The organism is Thermoanaerobacterium butyriciformans (genome assembly GCF_017874545.1).
Classification (GTDB): Bacteria; Bacillota; Thermoanaerobacteria; order Thermoanaerobacterales; family Thermoanaerobacteraceae; genus Thermoanaerobacterium; species Thermoanaerobacterium butyriciformans.
Genome location: NZ_JAGGLT010000004.1, coordinates 19,890 through 39,610, shown reverse-complemented (window position 1 = coordinate 39,610; position 19,721 = coordinate 19,890). Strand labels below are relative to the sequence as shown.

The window sequence follows — 19,721 nt, the reverse complement described above, 5'->3', positions numbered from 1 at the left end:
AAGGTATGTGCATATCAAGAAAATATTGTAAAACACATACCTTTTCATCTAGTTAATATATTTTTGAAATAAGACTTGTAAGATCTAGAACTTCCACATTTCCAGGCTCACCAGAGCATTCCAGAATATATTTTTCCCCCGGTATCATGTTAAGGCAGTTGTCCTTAATGTCTACATCATTTTCCGTCTCTACAAATACTCCGAATGCAGGAACATCTGACGATAAAATTATCTTATTTCCTTCTATACTACATTTTATGGAAGGCTTTCTTAGATTAAGATTTCTAAATTTGTCAAAGACGATGTAATTTTCATAAGTGCTGTTGCCAACCGTCATCTTAACGTATATGATACTATTTAATAGATTCCCATTTCGCTCTACAGGAAGAGTACAATGTAATGCATCTACGGGCATAATTCTTGGACTGTATCCAATCCCCAATTCGTCAACACTGTAGTGTGCTATCTTAACTACATCGTTAGAAATTAATTTTGCATTTATTTCTCTCTCTGAAATTTTCTCGCCATCGAGGTTATAGCACAAAATCTTTATATGTGCTTCCTCGTCATGTAGCAAATCGCTTATACCATAAATGGTTATGCCATCGCCTTCTTCCATAATATACGGTAAAACATCAGCATAAAACCGGGAAGAATAATAGTAAAGAGCTTTTTTTCTTTTATAGTAATCTATGCAGGACCAGCTAGCTACAGGCCAGCAATCGTTAAATTGCCAATAAAGCGTTCCTGCCGTCATGAATTTGCCAGCTCTCCAGTGTTCTACACCTTTTTTTATTGCCTCCGCCTGATTAAACTGTGTCAAATACACAAAGCTTTTAAAGTCTTTTGGAAAACCTAATTCACTTACCATGTACCTTATCAGGCGTTCCATACCATCAATCTGTTTATTGTGAGATATCATTACAGGGCTTAAAATATATCTGTCATCTTCTTTGGTATACGACAATACCGTCTTCCAATCGGGCATTGACTGGAAGCCAAACTCGCTTACAAATCTGCTTTTATCAGCTAAATAGGCTTTGACATCAGCCCATCCACTCCATACATTCCACTGATGCCTGTCACCTTCTGATTCACTGTTGGGATCTACTCCTCCATACGGACTTGATACCCAATAGGGTCTTGATGGATCATACTTTGCACAGATCTGTGGCAATATCTCTTTGTAGATGTAATTCCCAAGGTACTTAGGATCGCCATTTCCCCACCAAGAGTAGAATCCAGTGTTGTTTTCATTGTTGCCGCACCACAATACGATGGAAGGATGGTTCCTAAGCCTTAAAAGCACATCCTCTGCTTCTTCTGCAGCCATCTGCTGAAACCAATCAAATTGATCCGGATATTGAGCACAAGCGTACATAAAATCCTGCCACACCATTATTCCCATTTCATCGCATGCATCATAAAAAGCCTCATCCTCGTAAATGCCGCCACCCCAAACTCTCAGCATATTCATATTTGCATCTTTAGCAAGTCTAATAAATTTATAATAATCATCTTTTGTAATCCTTGAAAGAAAATTATCTGCTGGAATCCAATCAGCACCCTTTGCAAAAACCTTTATCCCGTTGATTTCAAAAATAAAGCTTTCACCAATGCTGTCTTTTTCTCGTATCAATCTTACAACTCTTATACCGGACTTAAAATTCAATTCGTCTATAACATCTTCACCTATTAAAAGCTTTATATTTATGTTGTAAAGCGGCTGAGAACCAATACCATTGGGATACCACAGCTTTGGATTATCAATTTTAAGATAAGCATCTATGCCACCGTATTCAACATGAACACTTTTTCTCCCACAGACCTCGCCATCATACGAAACGGTAACTTCCGCTATTAAATCTAGATCCGTAAAAGATGATACAGAAGCATTGATTCTTACAAATGCCGTATCTTTTTGCAATTTTTCCGTATAGAAAAATGGATTTTTTATCACAGCATCTTTTACAACTGATATATACACATCCTTCCAAAGTCCAACCTGTGCCAATCTCGGTCCCCAATCCCATCCGTATGCATATTGAGCTTTTCTAATGTATGGCCTTGCTGTTTCAAATGATGATTCTAATCTTATAGGGCTGTTATTCTCAAGTGTCCTCATTACTTTTGTAGATGAATGAAAATAGACTTCTAATACATTGTCATTCTCACTTATTAAATCGGTTACATCAAATTCATAGGAAATAAACATATTTTCTGCTGTACCTAATAATTCGCCATTAAGATAAATATCAGCGATTGTATCAATTCCATCAAATACCAATTTTATTTCATCAAATTCCTCAGATAAATCAAAATCGAATTCTTTTCTGTAGACCCATTCCTTTTCCTCTAGTTTATGGCATTCTACCTCGTCCATGCGATAAAATGGATCACTTATCTTTTTTTGTGCCAACAAATCTAACTGAACACATCCAGGTACTTTTCCATCATTCCACTCATTATCAGATGCTTCTCTAAACTTCCATGTGCCATTCAACGAAATGCGCTTCTCCATGTGCTTCCTCCTTCCTCTCAAAAGCTTACAAATTGAAAAATTTATCAATCGCTTAAGATAATAATTATGCCTTATATAAATTGTTTTAAATGATTATAACCTAATTTTAACCCTTCTTTTACCTTTTCTTCGCTTCCTTCGTACAATGGATCTTCATGCTCAATACTTATAACACCATCGTAACCCACGTCTTTTAAAGCTTTTATGAACTTGCTCCAGTCTACTTGGCCAAGCCCAGGCATTCTAAACCTCCAATAGCCTGTTTCACCTTTTTTAGGAAATTGCCTGTTAAAAACGCCATACCATTCAAGTTTGTCTTTGAAGATTTCAGCGTCTTTTGCATGAACGTGAAATATCCTGTCCTTAAACGCTGGCACAACTTTCACATAATCAATTAGCTGAAACAAAAGATGTGATGGGTCTAAATTGAGCCCAAAATTCATAGACGGTATTCTCCTGAACATCTCCTCCCAAAGCTCAGGTGTGAATGATATTGTACCGGGAAGCCCTTCTTTCTGCCAACCTTCCATAGGACAATTTTCAATTATAATCTTTATGCCTCTGCTTTCTGCATAACCAACAATATCGCTAAAGACTTTTTCAAATTCATCAAAATTCTCCTTCAAATTTTTATTGGGATCTCTCCCTATAAAAGTTCCAACCATAGATGTACCTAACATAACTGCAGCATCAATGCATTTCTTAGTGTGATTATTTATATAAGCTCTTTTTTCAGGATCTGGATCTAAGTTGTTATCGTAATAAGCCAAAGATGATATAGATAGCCCATAATCCTTCATGTATTTTTTTATCTCTTCAGCTTTTTCTTCTGTTAATGTTTCAACATCTATATCACAGCTAGAATAATCTCTGCTGTTTACCTGTGGCCAACAAGCAATTTCTAAAGATTTAAACCCATTTTCCGATGCCCACTTCGCTTTGTCCTTAAGCTGCATATTTCCAAGGCATACTGTTAAAAATCCAAGATGCATAATTTTATCTCTCCTCACATTTTTTTGATATTGTTAAAGCTTATTTTAGCACTTTCAATAGGCTGTCTTTTGCATATATCCTGTTCGACTATAAACCACTCAACACCAGCCTCTATTGATGCACTTATTATATCTTTAATATTCATAGTTCCTTCGCCAATTTCTGCAAAGTCCCTTGTATCACTTTCCATGTCCTTTAAATGAACCAATGGCACTCTTCCACTGTACTTTTTAATGTACTTAACAGGGTCTTCACCTGCATACTTAACCCAATACGTGTCTATCTCCGCTTTTAAAAATTCTGAGTCAGCATTTTCATAAATTAGATCTAATCCATAATCGCCATCAAATTTTACAAATTCATGATTATGGTTGTGGTAGCAAAAAATCAATCCTTTATCGGCACATTTCTCGCCTATCTCATTGAAAAGTTTTGAGGCTTCAATAAAATCATCTTTTGTTTCGTATTTATTCCACGGACAAACAATGTATTTATTTCCTATTTCCAAATTGTACTCTATTTCTTCGTCAAGTCTATTTTTTAAAATTTCTAATCCTATGTGACTTCCAGTAGGAGTTAATCCAAGGCGGTCAAGGTGCTTTTTTAGTTCAGCCGCTTTTAAATCACCATATCCTGCAAATTCAACACCTTTATACCCTATCTCAGCAACCTTTTCTAAAGTCCCTACAAAATCTTCTTTCATCTCATTTCTTAAGGTATAAAGCTGTAATGACAAAGGTATATCCATATAAATCACCCTATTCATTAAAATATACTGGCTTTCCAGTCTTTGAAGATGTATAAATCGCCTCTAGTATCTGTGACACTACATAAGCTTCTTCTGGTTTTACAACAGGCTCTGTATCATTAATGACACTTTCTATCCACAATCTTGCTTCTAAGTCTGCTGCATTTTCTGCTTTTCCTTCATAAAAGTCAACACCACCAGTGCTTAAATCGATTTTAGTCGTATACAATCTCCCATTCTTTTCCCCATTGATTCTAAGCCCATCCTTCATGTCTGCTCCACCTTCTGTCCCACACAAGGTCGTCTTTGCTTCATCAACATCAAGGGAATTTAAAGCCCAGCTTGACTCAAGTATAATTGTTGCACCATTTTCCATAGTTATAAATCCAAAAGCCGAATCTTCAACGGTAAATTTGTCCGGGTCCCACGGCCCCCAGGCATTTGCTGCATTTCTCTTCTCTGCAAGCTTATGATAAGTATTGCCAACAACGTATTTTGGTTTGTAGTTGTTCATCATCCACAATGTAAGATCAAGGGCATGTGTTCCTATATCTATCAAAGGACCTCCGCCCTGCTCTTCTTCATTTAAAAATACTCCCCATGTTGGTACAGCACGGCGTCTTATAGCATGTGCTTTTGCAAAGTATATTTCTCCAAGTACACCATCTCGACACAATTTATATAAGTATTGTGAGTCAGGCCTAAAACGGTTTTGATATCCTATAGTCAATTTCTTTCCTGTCTTTTTTGCTGCATCTAGCATTCTCTTTGCATCACTAGCAGTCTTTGCCATTGGTTTTTCACACATTACGTGTTTCCCAGCTTCCAATGCATCAATTGTTATATCCGCATGTGACTTATTTGGAGTGCAGACATGAACCACATCAATTGTCTTATCTTCCAGCAGTTTTCTATAATCCCTATAAGTTTTTGCACCATCTACACCGTAGTCTTTCGCAGCTTTTAATGCTCTTTCTTCATCATCATCACAAAACGCAACCATCTCTACATTGTCTAATTTCGATAGCGATGGCATATGTTTGCCATTAGCGATACCTCCACAGCCGATTATTCCAACTCTGATCTTTTCTTTCACAAAAATTCCTCCTTTTACTTTACAGTAGACTGCCTTATTATAAGCTCATGCTCCAAAACTATGTTTTCTTTATTACCCCCTTTATTTTTTATTTGCTTTATAAGCAGCTCCATTGCCGTACAACCTATATCGTATTTAGGCTGCGACACCGTTGTAAGAGATGGATTGTACATTGGAGCAAAACTTATGTTATCAAATCCAACTATAGCAATATCATCAGGAACTTTCAGCCCATTTTCATAACATGCTTTTATAGCACCTATTGCCATGATATCCGATATGGCAAATATTGCTGTTATTTCTTTAAAATCATTTAATAGGCCATGAGCAGCTCTAAAACCGCTTTTAAATGAGTAATCACCATGCCTGATGTAACAAGGGTTAAATTCAATTCCAGAATCCTCCAAAGCTTTTTTATATCCTGCTTCTCTGTGCTTCGTCGACAGAAAATTATTCTTACAGCTAATTAAACCAATGTGTTTGTGTCCCAAACCAATTAAATGCTTTACCGCTTTATATGATGCTTTGTAGTTATCTATAGACACATGTGAAACATTAGCACCTTCCTTGTATTCGCAGCACTGTACAACTGCATATTTCTCTCCTATGTCATTAAGCTCTTCCTCATCAATCTCAGGAGCCATAAAAATAACTCCATCAGAAAGCTTATTTTTTAAAAGCTCTAAATACATCCTTTCTCTCTCAATATCAGAATCAGTGTTGCAAAGCATTACACCATATCCATTTTTTTGTGCCACATCTTCTATTCCTTTAACTATTCTGGCATAGAATGGATTTGATATTGCAGGAAGCAGCACAAGTACCATCTTTGTTTCCATTCTACGCAGATTTCTGCCTAAAAGATTGGGGTTGTAGTTTAGTCTTTTTATCACAGACAAAACTTTTTCTCTAGTTTCATCTGAAACGCCAGGTTTGTTATTAAGGACTCTTGATATTGTAGCAACTGAAACACCAGCTTCTTTTGCAACATCTTTTATCGTTATCATAACAACTCCTTCGTAATTGATTACTTAGTTATTAAGGTGAATTTTTAGGAATAATAACTTATTTTTCACTACTGCAAAAACAATTTACGTAACGGATTACATAACAATAGTAAAACAGATTTTGCCATAAGTCAATCCCAATAATTTATCTAAATATTTGATTTAGAATGATATACGGCATCTATCATCAAATTTCTTCAAAATACTTCTATTTTATACTAAAACCGAGATTGTCTCAAAATGAAAAGCCATGCCGCTTTAAGCATGACTTTCAAGTTTTCTATTAATTTATTTGAGAAGTTTTTTCATGACTTTACCTGTTGGGCTCTTTGGAAGCTCATTTACAAACTCGAATATTTTAGGTATCTTATATTTTGCCAATTTGTCGTGCAAAAAGCTTTGCAGCTCTTTTCTGTCTGCAGTCTTTCCATCCTCTAGCACGATAAATGCCTTTACTTCCTCACCCTTATATTTATCGCCTACTCCAATTACTGCAGCCTCTTTTACTGCAGGGTGCTCCATAAGTGCTTCTTCTACTTCTCTGGGATATACATTGAACCCGCCCAAGATAATCATGTCTTTCAGTCTATCAACTATGTAATAATATCCATCTTCGTCTTTCTTCGCAAGGTCACCCGTATGAAGCCATCCATTTCTCAAAGTTTTTGCTGTCTCCTCAGGCATATTATGATATCCTACCATTATGTTGGAGCCTTTTAAAATAAGCTCACCTACCTCGCCAACTGACACCTCATTGTCGTCTTCATCTACTATCTTAGCTTCATTGCATGGAAGTGGTACACCTATGGAACCGGGTTTTCTTATTTCGTTTACGCCAAGGGGGTTTAACATCGCAACAGGCGCAGCCTCTGACAATCCATAACCTTCAACAAGCGGAAAATTAAATTTCTCTTCAAATCCCCTTTGTATCTCCGGTGCTAACGGCGCACCACCTGAAATAGCAAGCCTCAATGCTTTAAATTGACCTTTTTCTACCATTCTTATTAAAAATGCAAAGATAGATGGCACACCGCAAAATACTGTTATATCTTCATTTAAAAGTGTTTCCAATGTGTCTTTGGGCATAAAGCTGTCCTTTATAGTTACAGTACTTCCAAGATAAAATGCAAGCAGCACATTTACAGCCCAAGAAAAGCTGTGAAAAAGCGGCAACACACATAAAAAGTTGTCACTTGGACCAAGATCCGATATTTCATCCATCGCAACAACATCTGCTTCAAAATTTTTATGTGTAAGCATTGCACCTTTAGGTTTACCAGTTGTACCAGATGTATAAAGATATGTACATACATCATCATCATTTATTTCTACAGGAACGTAATTAGTGTGTTTCATTATTTTTTTCTTTGTATCGTCGTTTAAAACAACTACATTTTTTAAATTTAGCTTACTAAATGCTGAAGTATCTACATTTTTAAGTACAACAGGATGAACTACAATAGTGTTTGCACCAGATTCCATCACAACATACTGTATTTCTTCCATTGTATACATAAGATTTAATGGAATTGTTATAGCACCAGCCTTTGCCGATCCTAAATATGCAAAGATAAATTCAGGACAGTTAGGCATGCTAAGTATTACTTTGTCACCCTTCTTAACACCCAGTGATTGCAAGTAAGCTGCATAGCTATCGACGTATTTTGGCAACTCACCATATGTAATTATTTCATCTTTAAATTTTATTGCAACATGATCTTTTAATTTTGTATTTCTTTCGTAAAATTCATATATCTTCACATTAAAACCCCTTTTCTTAGAGAATTGCCGCACCTATTATTCCTGCGTCATTTCCAAGCTCAGCTTTTCTAATGTCAGCATACGGCAGATCCTTGAATAATATATTTTTACTTACTTCTTCTTTAAGCGGCTTTAAAAGAAAATCTCCAGCATTAGCGACACCGCCACCGATTATTATAACTTCTGGATCAAGTATATTTATAATGTTCACAATTCCCATTGCAAGATACTTCACATAATCATTGAAAATCATCATAGCTGCTTCATCAAATTGTTTTGCAGCATCAATGACATTTTTAGCTGTAATAGACTCTATTTCACCGCCTGCCAGTTTCAATATAAGTGAATTGCTGTCCTTAATTGCAACCTTCTTGCCTTCTCTGATGAGAGCCGTTGCAGACGCATACGTCTCAAAACAGCCAATTTTGCCACAATTGCACATAACGCCATTGTCCCCTAAAACGATGTGCCCAAGCTCTGGCGCAAAATGGTGTGCGCCATTAAACACTTTTCCATTTAATATGAATCCTGAGCCAACACCAGTTCCTAAAGTTATAGTGACAGATGAATTTGTTCCTTTTCCTGCTCCAAATATTCCTTCTGCCAGTGCAGCAACATTTGCATCATTGTCCATATTTATAGGTATATCGATGTATTTATGTATTTCCTTTACCAACGGCACTTTTGTCCAATAAAGATTTACGGCTCTTAAAACAATCCCTTTTTCGTTATCTGCTACACCAGGTACACCAATACCCATAGATTCTATATCTGAAATATCAAGACCACATCTTTTTATCAATTCCAATGAAATTTCAGCAATGTCTTTTGCGATTGCAGCATAACCTCTTTTAGGCTCTGCAGGTCTCGAACCCATTGCCATTATTTTGCCTTTTTCGTTGACTAATCCTACGGCTATGTTTGTTCCACCAATATCGACGCCAATTCTCATGTTATCTTTCCCCCTGTCGAATAACTTTTTACAACTTTCCTTTGTTCTTTAAGTATTCTTTAAATTTATCTACATCTGTATTTAATATAAGGCTTTCATCTAAATTAGCTTTTTCTATTACTTCCAATGCTTTGTCAAACCTGCCTACATCAAATGATATGTGTGCATCGCTTCCAACACAAATCTTGACATTTTTTTCTGCAGCCTTCTTGGCGATTAATAAACAGTTGTCGTAGCTTCCAACTCTAGATGAAACAAAAGAGCTGTTATTAATCTCAATGCATGTATCATATTCTTTTGCTGCATCAAGAACCCTGTCAACATCAATCTCGAAAATGGGATTTCCTGGGTGTCCAATTATATCTACGTATGGATTTTTCATTGCATTTATAATCGCTTCAGTATTTGAATCTATATCCCGATAAGGAAAACATACATCATGAAGGCTGGCAATAACCACATCCAATCTTCTTAAAATTTCTTCCGGAATGTCAAGGTTCCCATCTCTGTCCACTATATTAGCTTCAACACCTTTCAATATTTCTACACCGTCTATCTCTTTAGGCATGACTTTTAAATTTCCAAAGTGAAAAATATGAGGTCCTCCCGGCATCTTAGGACCATGATCCGTCATGCAAATAAGCTTTAAACCTTTCTTTGAAGCCTCTTTTGCATTTTCCATTATCGTGCCGTACGCATGACCGCTTGCTACTGTATGTGTATGTGTGTCAAGTAAAAGATTCATCAGAATTTACATCCCCTTCATATGTAAGAAATTCAATACGATTGCTACAACAATTATATTTTAAGTTGAAATTTGTTTCAACAATTTTTTGTTAAGCTCATGTGCAGCATTATAACCCATTTGTTTTTGTCTATGGTTCATCGCTGCAACCTCCACAATTATGGCAAGATTCCTTCCTGGTCTTACAGGTATCGTCAATTTTGGAATCTTGATGTCCAAAAACTTTATGTAATCGTCATCAAGACCAAGCCTATCATAATACTTGTCCTCATCCCATTCTTCCAATTGTATAACCAAATCAATATTCATAGTATCCCTTACAGAACCCACACCGTAAAGTGTCCTAATATCAAGAATCCCTATTCCTCTTATCTCTATATAATGCCTTATTATATCAGGTGAACTGCCCTGCAAAACATAATCGCTTATTTTTTTAATCTCTGTAGCATCATCGGCCACAAGCCTGTGACCTCTCTTTATAAGCTCTAATGCGGTCTCACTCTTGCCAATACCGCTCTCTCCCAGCAAAAGAACCCCAACACCGTAAACATCAACAAGATCACCGTGAATAGTAATTTTAGGTGCCAATTTTTCTTCTAAATAGTTGATAAGCCTGCTTATAAATTTCGTAGAAGATTCCTTTGTCCTTAAAAGATATCTGCCATATTTCTGAGCCGCCTCCACAATCTCTCTCTTTATGCTTAATCCTCTTGTAACAATTACGCACGGTACCGGATATTCAAAAAACTTATCAGCACGTTCTGCAAGTAAATCTAAAGGCATCCTATCTATAAATGCTGTTTCAACCATTCCAATAACTTGCACGCGTTCATTTGCAAAATGTTCATAAAATCCTGAAAATTGAAGACCAGGCCTGTTTACATCGCTTGTCGTTATGTCAATCTTCTCATTTGCTTCTACTACTACTTCCAAATCCAGATCTTTTATCAAATCCGCAACTGATACACTTAACAAATCTATTACCTCCTAATCGGCACTTGCTGGCTTTACATTAATTATATTATTTTATATCTAAGATGTAAATAAATTACCGCATTAATTGTAAATAAACTATTTGTCGAAAATTATTTTTACTGTATAATAAACTTGAATCTATAGTTGAAGGTGAGTGGGCTTTGTTAAAAAATGATATATTATCAATTTTAAAAGCAAATAAAGATAAGCACATATCAGGTCAGGAATTATGCGAAATGCTAAACGTGTCGCGAACGGCAGTATGGAAATACATAAATGAATTGAAATCGGATGGTTACATCATAGAGTCGAAACACAAATCTGGATATCTTTTGATGGAAGAACCCGATATCATAGATTATATGGAAATTTCTCCATATTTGAAAACAAAATTCATAGGCAGGAATTATTTACACTTTGAAAGCATATCATCCACAAATGATTATGCAAAAGAAATTGCACCAAGCGCCGCAGACGGTACAGCGATTGTTGCAGAAGAACAAACATCGGGAAGAGGCCGCATGGGCAGGTACTGGGTTTCAAATAAAGGGCAAGGAATATGGATGTCTATAATTCTTAAGCCGAACTTAAGTCCTAATGAAGCAGTCAAGCTGACGCAAGTTGCAGCAGTAGCTGTCATAGAAACCATTAAAGAAATAGCTGATATAAGATCTGGCATAAAATGGCCAAATGATATAGTAATAAACAGTAAAAAGGTTTGCGGAATACTTACAGAAATGAACGGAGAAATAGATCGAGTAAATTTCATAGTAATTGGAATCGGTATAAATGTAAATGTACAAAATTTTCCAGAAGATTTGTGTGGCAAGGCAACATCCCTCTCTATTGAAACAGGCAAAATTCTAGATAGAAAGCCTCTGACAGCATCGATACTTAATAATTTTGAAAAATACTATAGGGTATTTTTAATAGATGGATTTTCATCTATACGAAATTTATGCAAAGAATATTCATTAACGCTAAACAAAGACGTAAAAGTAATAATAAACAACAATGAATGCATAGGGCGTGCTGTTGATATCGACGATGACGGCAATCTAATTGTTGTATTTAAAAATGGTGAGAAAAAAACTATCGCATCCGGCGACGTCTCCGTCAGAGGTTTGCTTGGTTACGTTTGAAAAGGTATCATCTACCCAATGATACCTCTATTTCCTAAAATAATCATAGACAGCTTTAGCCACTTTTTCATTCATCCCATCTACTTTTTTAAGTTCTTCAACTGTGGCATTTTTGATGCCTTCAATAGTTTTAAATGATTCAAATAAAGCTTTCATGCGTTTTTCTCCAATGCCTGGTATTTTTAAAAGATCGCTTCTTAGTTTTTTGCTTTTTGTCTCTTTATGAAATGTTATAGCAAATCTATGTGCTTCCTCTTGTATTTCTGCCACAAGTCTAAAAGCTCTCCCAGTCATAGGCATGTCTATTTCCCCATCAGGTGATACTAATCCTCTTGTTCTGTGTTTTGAGTCCTTCACCATTCCATATACAGGTATATCAATATTTAATTCATGTAACACCTCTTTTGCCGTATTTACATGGCCAAGTCCCCCATCAACTAGTATTAAGTCAGGCATTGTGTGAAACTTGGCTTTGTCTTCCTGAAGTTCTCCATCATCAATTAATCTTCGCTCTTCTAGTCCATGTTTTATCCTTCTTGAGATAACTTCTCTCATGCTTCCATAATCGTCCTGCCCTTCAACAGTCTTTATATTGAATTTTCTATACGATGATTTGTGGGGTTTCCCATCGACAAACACAACCATAGATGCAACATTGTCAGTCCCTCTTATGTTTGAAATATCAAAGGCTTCAATTCTTTCTGCATATTCCAGACCAAGCAATTTGGATAGCTCAGATACAGCATCATTCTTTTGCCTTTTCATCTTTAAGTTTACGTCATTTTTTAAAGCTTCGAGGGCATTTTCATAAACCATATCGACAAGTTCTTTTTTCTTTCCTTTTAAAGGAACAGAAATCACAACTTTGTTTCCTCTTTTATTTGACAGCCACTCTGCTAAGACATTTTTTTCATCCATGTTAACATCTGTTATTATTTCCTTTGGTATATAAGGTGCACCATCGTAAAATTGTTTGATAAATGATGCCATTATATCACTTCTATTCATATCGTCAGTATTTTTCATAAAGTAGTGTTCTCTACCGCTTACTTTTCCATCTCTTATGAAAAACACCTGAATACAAGCGTCATCTGCACTTCTGGCCATTGATATGACATCTTGATCTTCACCTGATGCAGAAATTATTTTCTGTTTTTCAGACGTCTTCTCAATGCCGTATATCTGATCCCGAAGCTTTGCCGCTTTTTCAAATTCCATGTTTTGGGCGGCCTTTTCCATTTCTTCTTTCAGTTTTCTAAGCAGCACATCGTGTTTGCCTTCTAAAAACATTACGGCATCATCTACCAATTTCATATAATCGTCTTTTGATACTCGTCCTGTACATGGAGCGGAACACAATCCTATGTGATAATATAAGCATTCTCTGCATTTGCCCATATCTCTTTCTATATTCCTATTACAGGATCTAAGTGGAAACATATGCCTCAAAAGTTTTATAGTTTCACGAACTGCAAATGCACTGCTGTAAGGTCCAAAATATTTGGCACCATCCATTTCAACTCTTCTTGTAAAGAGTATTCTCGGATAATTTTCTTTTACGGTTATTTTTATATACGGATAATTTTTATCATCTTTTAATAATATGTTGTATTTAGGCTTATGTTTTTTTATCAAATTGCATTCTAATATGAGTGCTTCCAGCTCTGTATCTGTTACAATGTATTCAAAATCAGCAATATGCTTCACCATTGTTCTAACTTTTGGTAGTTGGTTTGCCTGATTTTGAAAATACTGCCTTACACGATTTTTCAAAATCATAGCTTTCCCTACATAGATAATCTTGCCACTTGAATCTTTCATTATATAAACGCCGGGTTTTTCCGGCAGCAGCTTCAATTTTTCCTCTATATTAACCATATCATCACCTTGTGATACTCATTAATGTATGCTGAAAAAGAATAATCTCAATATCCCATATATGCTTTCATTATTTCCCTAGCAATAGGCGCTGCAACAGCCCCACCTGCACCTCCATTTTCAACTATGACAGCAACAACAATTTTAGGATTCTCAGCCGGTGCAAATCCTACAAACCAAGCATGTGCCTGGCCCTGCGGATTTTCAGCAGTGCCTGTCTTTCCTGCAACGGTTATTCCTGGTATCTGTGCAGCTGTGCCTGTACCCTGCTGTACAACTCCTATCATAAGCTGCTTTATTTTATCTGCCACATCCTTACTTATAGGATTAAGATATTTTTCTGGCGTTGTCTTTTCTAATATCTCTCCCGTAACTGGGTTTTTAACGTAATCCATCAGATATGGCTTCATTATTACTCCACCGTTGGCAGGTGCAGATGCCATCAATGCCATCGTCAATGGCGTAACTAACGTTTTACCCTGACCTATAGAACTTTCTGCCAATTGAACTTTCCCATTTATTAAAGGAATTGACGGAAACTGGTTTTTTTCAACAGGTATATCAAATGGAACACTTTCGTTTAACCCATATTTATTTGCCATAGACTCAAGATCAGACCTTCCTACCTGAAGTCCAATTTTCACGAATGATGTATTTGAAGAAACGTAAAACGCCTTTTGAAAGCCTATTGTTCCATATGCTATACTGTCATAATTGGTTATTTTATCTCCATCAACAATTACATAGCCTGGATCATTAAATACTTGATTATAAATGTCAGGCTTATATGTCAAAGCAGCAGAAGCAGTAATTATTTTAAATATTGAACCAGGCGGATACAGGCCCTGTGTCGCTCTATTTAAGACCAGATGATCAGGGCTGTTCATGATGCTGTCCCAATTTTCACTAAGCGTGTTTGGGTCGTATGATGGTGATGATACCAATGCTAGAACTTCACCTGTCTTCGGATTCAGTGCAACCACCGCACCTTTTCTGCCGCCTAATAAATTATAAGCTAGATCCTGCAATCTCTTATCTACAGTCAGTACAACATCATCACCTGCCTGGCTTTTCCCTAAGACAGTCTCCCTTAAAAAGGTCATCGGATCTGTATTTATCATTCCGAGAAGCTCTCTGTCATATGTTTTTTCTATTCCTGCACTGCCCTGTTGATATATTCTCCGGCTGTAACCAATTATGTTCGCAAAAGGAATACCATCTGGATACTGCCTTATCTGCTCACCATTTACAATAGTGCTTTTTGCTAGAACATTGCCATTTCTATCGTAAATACTTCCCCTTAAAATCTTCTTTTCCTGCTCAATGAGTCTTTTGTTGTACACACTATATGAACTAGTTATAAGCTTGTTCTTTTCATACAGTTGGAAATACGATAGATATGCTATAAGGCTTAAAAATAGAATTGAAAAGACCGCAAAAAGTATTTTAATGTTGCGGTTCATACTGTTCAACATCCTCATCCTCTCTTACTGCGATACCATTCAACATACCCAATGTGATAAAGCTCATTACCATTGAGCTGCCTCCATAGCTTACAAAAGGCAGTGTTACACCTGTAAGTGGTATGAACTTAATGACGCCGCCTATAATAGTAAAAACCTGCAAGCTAAACATGCTTGTAAGACCTATCGCAATTAATGCTCCGAAGTCATCTTTTGCATCAAGTGCAACTTTTATGCCTCTATACATGATCACAAAATACACTAGAATTATCGCAACTGAACCTAACATACCAAATTCTTCGCTTATAGCAGAAAAAATAAAGTCACTGGCCACAACAGGAATATATTCAGGATGCCCCATTCCAAGACCGGTACCGAAAAAACCTCCTGCACCAATTGCAAAAAGCGATTGAGCTATCTGATATGTCTTTCCAGGAACATCCATCCATGGATTTAGCCACGCCTGAATCCTTACTCGAACATGGTTGAAAAGAAAATATGAAATTACTCCGCCAAATCCTAGCAAAACGACGCTTACACCCGTATACAAAAGACTAGATGTTGCAGCAAATATCATAAATGTAGTTGTCAAATAAAACAAAAGGGCAGTACCCAGATCTTTTTCAATGACTAATATTCCAACAATAACGATTGTTATTGCGCCAACTTTAATTATGTCTTTTGCAGTTTTATTATCCTTTAAGTACCTTGCAAGAAAAATTATATATATTATCTTTACAATTTCCGACGGCTGCACTGAAATGGAGCCAAAAGTAAGCCAGTTTTTAGAGCCTCCAATTTCTTTACCTAATACGAACGTAGAAAACAGCAATATAAATGATATTGCCAAGTACAAATAATTCCCATATTTGAATTTATAGAAGAAGTCATAGTATTTAGAAGCGTAAGATGAAACAAAATACAGGATGAAACCAATAAAAATCCACGTAATCTGTTTTAAAATCAAATCCGGCGCTACTCTGTATATCATTATAAGGCCCATCTCTGCCAAAAAAGAGCTTAAAATTATAAGCTGAATTTCTCCCATTGGAAATAATCTGACATGTAGGTAATATACAATATAAATAAGTGGCAAAAAGGCTATTGTAAGGTATATTGTATCAAAGCCTTTAGGCTTATGATATATGAAAAGCAGCATAAACGCTATTACGAATATCAAAAAGATATCTTTCATAGCCTTTGAGCCTGTCTTGACATATTCTTCCATTAAAATACCACCTTAAATCAAAAATCTGTACTCTTCATTGCCAAATTTTATTACATCATTGTTTTTAATCCTAGCTATATTTTTAACGCGTTTTCCATTTACATATGTGCCATTGGTGCTGTTTAAATCTTGTATGATGAATTTTTTACCATTTTTCCTAATCATGGCATGTTTGCTGGAAACGTAAGGATTCTCCATGACTATATCACAGTCATCAGCTCTTCCTATCGTAGTCACCTCAAAAAGGTTAAAGCTGCCTTTACCAGAGAGTGACACAAGTTTTGCCTTTGTTACTTCTCTCTCTTTTCTTACGCCTTTTATATCAAGATATATAATTTTAAAAACTCTGTACAAAAATAGATATATAAGCAATAATAATACATATTTTAATATATTTGCTGCCAGTTGATACATAAAAACACCTCATTGTCTGGCAAGAATTTTTTTCAAAAACTGCCCAGTATATGAAAAGTTGTTTTCAGCTACTTCTTCCGGTGTACCGGTAGCCACAATCCTTCCTCCTCTGTCACCGCCTTCAGGTCCCATATCGATAATATAATCGGCTGATTTAATGACGTCAAGGTTGTGTTCTATCACTATAACCGTATTACCTCCATCTACAAGCCTGTTTAAGACATCTAAAAGCCTGTCTACATCAGCAAAATGAAGTCCTGTAGTCGGCTCGTCAAGTATATACACAGTCTTTCCTGTTGAACGTCGAGATAATTCTGTTGCCAGCTTAACCCTTTGGGCTTCGCCACCAGAAAGCTGTGTGGAAGGCTGCCCCAGTTTAATATACCCTAGTCCAACATCATTTAATGTCTCAAGTTTGCTTTTTATCCTTGGTATGTTTTTAAAAAACTCTAATGCCTCTTCCACCGTCATATTTAAAACATCAGAAATATTTTTACCTTTGTATTTTATATCCAAAGTTTCCCTATTATACCTGTTGCCTTTGCAGACTTCACATGGTACATATACATCAGGAAGGAAATTCATTTCTATCTTTATTATGCCATCGCCACCACAAGCCTCACATCTTCCGCCTTTAACATTGAAGCTAAAGCGGCCAGGTTTATAACCTCTCATTTTGGCATCTGGCGTATTTGAAAACAATTCTCTTATTGGATCAAATACGCCTGTATATGTGGCTGGATTTGACCTAGGTGTTCTTCCTATAGGTGACTGGTCGATGTTTATCACTTTATCGATAAATTCAATCCCTTCTATAGATGAGTATTTGCCAGGAATGTCTTTAGCTTTGTACAATTTTTGTGCAAGCGCTTTATAAAGTATTTCATTTATGAGTGTACTTTTACCTGACCCGGACACACCTGTTATACATATCAAAATCCCAAGAGGAAATGTCACATCGATGTTTTTTAAATTATTTTCGCTAGCACCACGCACTGTCAAATAGTGACCATTAGGTTTTCTCCTCGTTTTAGGAACATCTATTTTTTTCTTTCCGCTTAAATATTGGCCAGTTAGAGATTCTTCACATGCCATGATATCTTCTACTGTTCCTGCTGCCACGATTTTACCACCGTGTTCTCCAGGCCCTGGACCTACATCAACAATGTAATCAGCCGCAAACATCGTATCCTCATCGTGTTCTACAACAATCAACGTATTTCCTTGATCTTTTAACTTTTTAAGGGAATTTAAAAGCCTTTCGTTGTCCCTTTGATGAAGCCCGATGCTGGGCTCATCAAGAATATAAGTGACCCCTACTAGTCCTGAGCCTATCTGACTTGCAAGCCTTATCCTCTGTGACTCTCCTCCTGACAAAGTGCCAGCATTTCTTGAAAGAGTAAGGTAATCAAGTCCTACGTCTTTTAAGAAATTAAGTCTGGCTTTAATCTCCTTTATTATCTGATGCGCTATAAACTCTTCTCTCTCTGTCAATTTAAGCTCATCCATAAATCTCAAAAGTTCTGTCACAGATAGATCGGTTATCTTATTTATTGGCATACCGCTTACCGTAACAGCCAGCACTTCAGGTTTTAGACGAGCACCATGGCAATCAGGACAAACAATTGGTCTCATGTACTTTTCGATTTCTTCCCTCATAAAGCTTGAATTTGTAGAATTATATCTTCTCTCAAGATTATTTACAATCCCTTCAAATCCATGCCTTTTACCGTTTTTATCTTTCCCGTACAACAATATATTTATTAAATCATCACTGTAATCTTCTAATGGAGTATTTTCTGTGTATCCAAAGCTTTCTACAAGATTCAATATATTTTGATATGTGTAGCTTTCTTGTGAAACTATAAAGCCTGAAAATACTCCATCTTTTAAGGATTTACTTCTATCTCTTATAAGTAAATCAGGATCTATTCTCATAAATTCGCCAAGTCCTGCACAAGTTGGGCAAGCCCCGTATGGACTATTGAAAGAAAACATCCTTGGAGATAGTTCTTCTATGCCTATATTGCAGTCAGGGCATGAATACTTTTCAGACATTGTAAATCCTTCTCCATCTATAACATCGATTGTAACAACACCGTCGGATAATTTCAAAGCAGACTCTATTGAGTCTGTAAGTCTTGATTCGATACGTGGTTTTATAATGATTCTATCTATGACAACTTCAATTGTATGTTTCTTATTCTTTTCTAATTTTATTTCTTCACTTAAATCATACATTATTCCATCTATTCTCACTCTAACGTATCCGCTTTTCTTGATGTCTTCCATAAGCTTCTGGTATTCGCCTTTCCGCCCTCTTATGATTGGCGAAAGAACCTGTATCCTCGTGCCTTCACTTAATTTCATTATCCTGTCTACCATCTGGTCTACCGTCTGCATTGAAATCTCTTTACCGCACTTAGGACAATGCGGCACGCCTATCCTTGCGTACAATAACCTCAAATAATCGTAGATTTCTGTAACTGTCCCAACTGTTGAACGAGGATTTCGATTGGTAGTCTTCTGGTCTATGGAAATCGCAGGCGATAAACCTTCGATATACTCCACATCAGGTTTATCCATTTGCCCTAAAAACTGCCTTGCATACGCAGAGAGGGATTCAACGTACCTTCTTTGACCCTCAGCGTAGATGGTGTCAAATGCCAGGGAAGATTTACCAGAGCCTGATAGGCCAGTTATTACTACAAATTTATCCCGCGGTATCTCCACATCTATATTTTTTAAATTATGAACTTTTGCACCTTTGATGACGATTTTATCTATTGCCAATTTAC

At 36.4% G+C, this 19,721-nt stretch carries 15 protein-coding genes; 1 reads left to right on the top strand and 14 read right to left on the bottom strand.

Translation table 11 applies throughout. The features are described 5' to 3' along the window. Positions 1-52: 52 nt before the first annotated feature. The 9 genes from J2Z80_RS02590 to hprK all read right to left on the bottom strand — a co-directional run bounded on the left by J2Z80_RS02590 (position 53) and on the right by hprK (position 10,798). A complete protein-coding gene (locus J2Z80_RS02590; RefSeq protein WP_209452998.1) occupies positions 53-2,521 on the bottom strand; it encodes a beta-mannosidase in 2,469 nt (822 codons plus the stop codon). Between the two features lie 71 nt (positions 2,522-2,592). Further along, positions 2,593-3,513, bottom strand: coding sequence for a sugar phosphate isomerase/epimerase family protein (locus J2Z80_RS02585; protein WP_209452997.1), 921 nt, complete (start codon positions 3,511-3,513; stop codon positions 2,593-2,595). Between the two features lie 14 nt (positions 3,514-3,527). Then, entirely contained in the window at positions 3,528-4,262 is a 735-nt protein-coding gene (locus tag J2Z80_RS02580) for a sugar phosphate isomerase/epimerase family protein (RefSeq protein WP_209452996.1), read from the bottom strand. 10 nt (positions 4,263-4,272) lie between these two features. After that, positions 4,273-5,358: a Gfo/Idh/MocA family protein gene (locus J2Z80_RS02575; protein ID WP_209452995.1), complete on the bottom strand. Its 1,086-nt coding sequence runs from the start codon at positions 5,356-5,358 to the stop codon at positions 4,273-4,275. Between the two features lie 14 nt (positions 5,359-5,372). After that, positions 5,373-6,365: a LacI family DNA-binding transcriptional regulator gene (locus tag J2Z80_RS02570; RefSeq protein WP_209452994.1), complete on the bottom strand. Its 993-nt coding sequence runs from the start codon at positions 6,363-6,365 to the stop codon at positions 5,373-5,375. Positions 6,366-6,653: 288 nt separating this feature from the next. After that, the gene (locus J2Z80_RS02565; RefSeq protein WP_209452993.1) at positions 6,654-8,126 is read right to left on the bottom strand and encodes a long-chain-fatty-acid--CoA ligase; all 1,473 of its coding nucleotides are present in this window, start codon (positions 8,124-8,126) and stop codon (positions 6,654-6,656) included. A gap of 16 nt (positions 8,127-8,142) precedes the next feature. Next, positions 8,143-9,078, bottom strand: coding sequence for an ROK family protein (locus J2Z80_RS02560; protein WP_209452992.1), 936 nt, complete (start codon positions 9,076-9,078; stop codon positions 8,143-8,145). Between the two features lie 28 nt (positions 9,079-9,106). Then, positions 9,107-9,823 carry a phosphatase gene (locus J2Z80_RS02555; RefSeq protein WP_192402904.1) on the bottom strand — a complete coding sequence of 239 codons (717 nt, stop codon included), beginning with the start codon at positions 9,821-9,823 and terminating at the stop codon, positions 9,107-9,109. A gap of 60 nt (positions 9,824-9,883) precedes the next feature. Continuing rightward, a complete protein-coding gene (gene hprK / locus J2Z80_RS02550; RefSeq protein WP_209452991.1) occupies positions 9,884-10,798 on the bottom strand; it encodes an HPr(Ser) kinase/phosphatase in 915 nt (304 codons plus the stop codon). A 161-nt stretch (positions 10,799-10,959) separates the two neighbouring features. Here hprK and J2Z80_RS02545 point away from each other — a divergent pair, with 161 nt between their 5' ends. Then, a complete protein-coding gene (locus tag J2Z80_RS02545) occupies positions 10,960-11,940 on the top strand; it encodes a biotin--[acetyl-CoA-carboxylase] ligase (RefSeq protein WP_209452990.1) in 981 nt (326 codons plus the stop codon). Positions 11,941-11,967: 27 nt separating this feature from the next. On the opposite strand, the gene uvrC is transcribed toward J2Z80_RS02545, so the two are convergent. The 5 genes from uvrC to uvrA are packed head-to-tail and all read right to left on the bottom strand — an operon-like array spanning position 11,968 to position 19,716. Beyond that, positions 11,968-13,818, bottom strand: a complete 1,851-nt coding sequence (uvrC, locus tag J2Z80_RS02540) for an excinuclease ABC subunit UvrC (RefSeq protein ID WP_209452989.1) — start codon at positions 13,816-13,818, stop codon at positions 11,968-11,970. Positions 13,819-13,865: 47 nt separating this feature from the next. Further along, the gene (locus tag J2Z80_RS02535; RefSeq protein WP_209452988.1) at positions 13,866-15,293 is read right to left on the bottom strand and encodes a peptidoglycan D,D-transpeptidase FtsI family protein; all 1,428 of its coding nucleotides are present in this window, start codon (positions 15,291-15,293) and stop codon (positions 13,866-13,868) included. After that, positions 15,265-16,509 carry an FtsW/RodA/SpoVE family cell cycle protein gene (locus tag J2Z80_RS02530; RefSeq protein ID WP_209452987.1) on the bottom strand — a complete coding sequence of 415 codons (1,245 nt, stop codon included), beginning with the start codon at positions 16,507-16,509 and terminating at the stop codon, positions 15,265-15,267. Before J2Z80_RS02530 ends, J2Z80_RS02535 begins: the two co-directional genes overlap by 29 nt. Positions 16,510-16,521: 12 nt before the next feature. Beyond that, positions 16,522-16,923 carry an FHA domain-containing protein gene (locus tag J2Z80_RS02525; RefSeq protein WP_209452986.1) on the bottom strand — a complete coding sequence of 134 codons (402 nt, stop codon included), beginning with the start codon at positions 16,921-16,923 and terminating at the stop codon, positions 16,522-16,524. Between the two features lie 9 nt (positions 16,924-16,932). Further along, positions 16,933-19,716: an excinuclease ABC subunit UvrA gene (uvrA, locus tag J2Z80_RS02520; RefSeq protein ID WP_209452985.1), complete on the bottom strand. Its 2,784-nt coding sequence runs from the start codon at positions 19,714-19,716 to the stop codon at positions 16,933-16,935. Positions 19,717-19,721 lie beyond the last annotated feature (5 nt).

Bases quoted from the DNA above. Each gene is read 5' to 3' on its own strand.
- J2Z80_RS02590 (WP_209452998.1), bottom strand. From the start codon at position 2,521: ATGGAGAAGCGCATTTCGTTGAATGGCACATGGAAGTTTAGAGAAGCA.
- J2Z80_RS02585 (WP_209452997.1), bottom strand. From the start codon at position 3,513: ATGCATCTTGGATTTTTAACAGTATGCCTTGGAAATATGCAGCTTAAG.
- J2Z80_RS02580 (WP_209452996.1), bottom strand. From the start codon at position 4,262: ATGGATATACCTTTGTCATTACAGCTTTATACCTTAAGAAATGAGATG.
- J2Z80_RS02570 (WP_209452994.1), bottom strand. From the start codon at position 6,365: ATGATAACGATAAAAGATGTTGCAAAAGAAGCTGGTGTTTCAGTTGCT.
- J2Z80_RS02560 (WP_209452992.1), bottom strand. From the start codon at position 9,078: ATGAGAATTGGCGTCGATATTGGTGGAACAAACATAGCCGTAGGATTA.
- J2Z80_RS02555 (WP_192402904.1), bottom strand. From the start codon at position 9,823: ATGAATCTTTTACTTGACACACATACACATACAGTAGCAAGCGGTCAT.
- uvrC (WP_209452989.1), bottom strand. From the start codon at position 13,818: ATGGTTAATATAGAGGAAAAATTGAAGCTGCTGCCGGAAAAACCCGGC.
- J2Z80_RS02535 (WP_209452988.1), bottom strand. From the start codon at position 15,293: ATGTTGAACAGTATGAACCGCAACATTAAAATACTTTTTGCGGTCTTT.
- J2Z80_RS02530 (WP_209452987.1), bottom strand. From the start codon at position 16,509: ATGGAAGAATATGTCAAGACAGGCTCAAAGGCTATGAAAGATATCTTT.
- J2Z80_RS02525 (WP_209452986.1), bottom strand. From the start codon at position 16,923: ATGTATCAACTGGCAGCAAATATATTAAAATATGTATTATTATTGCTT.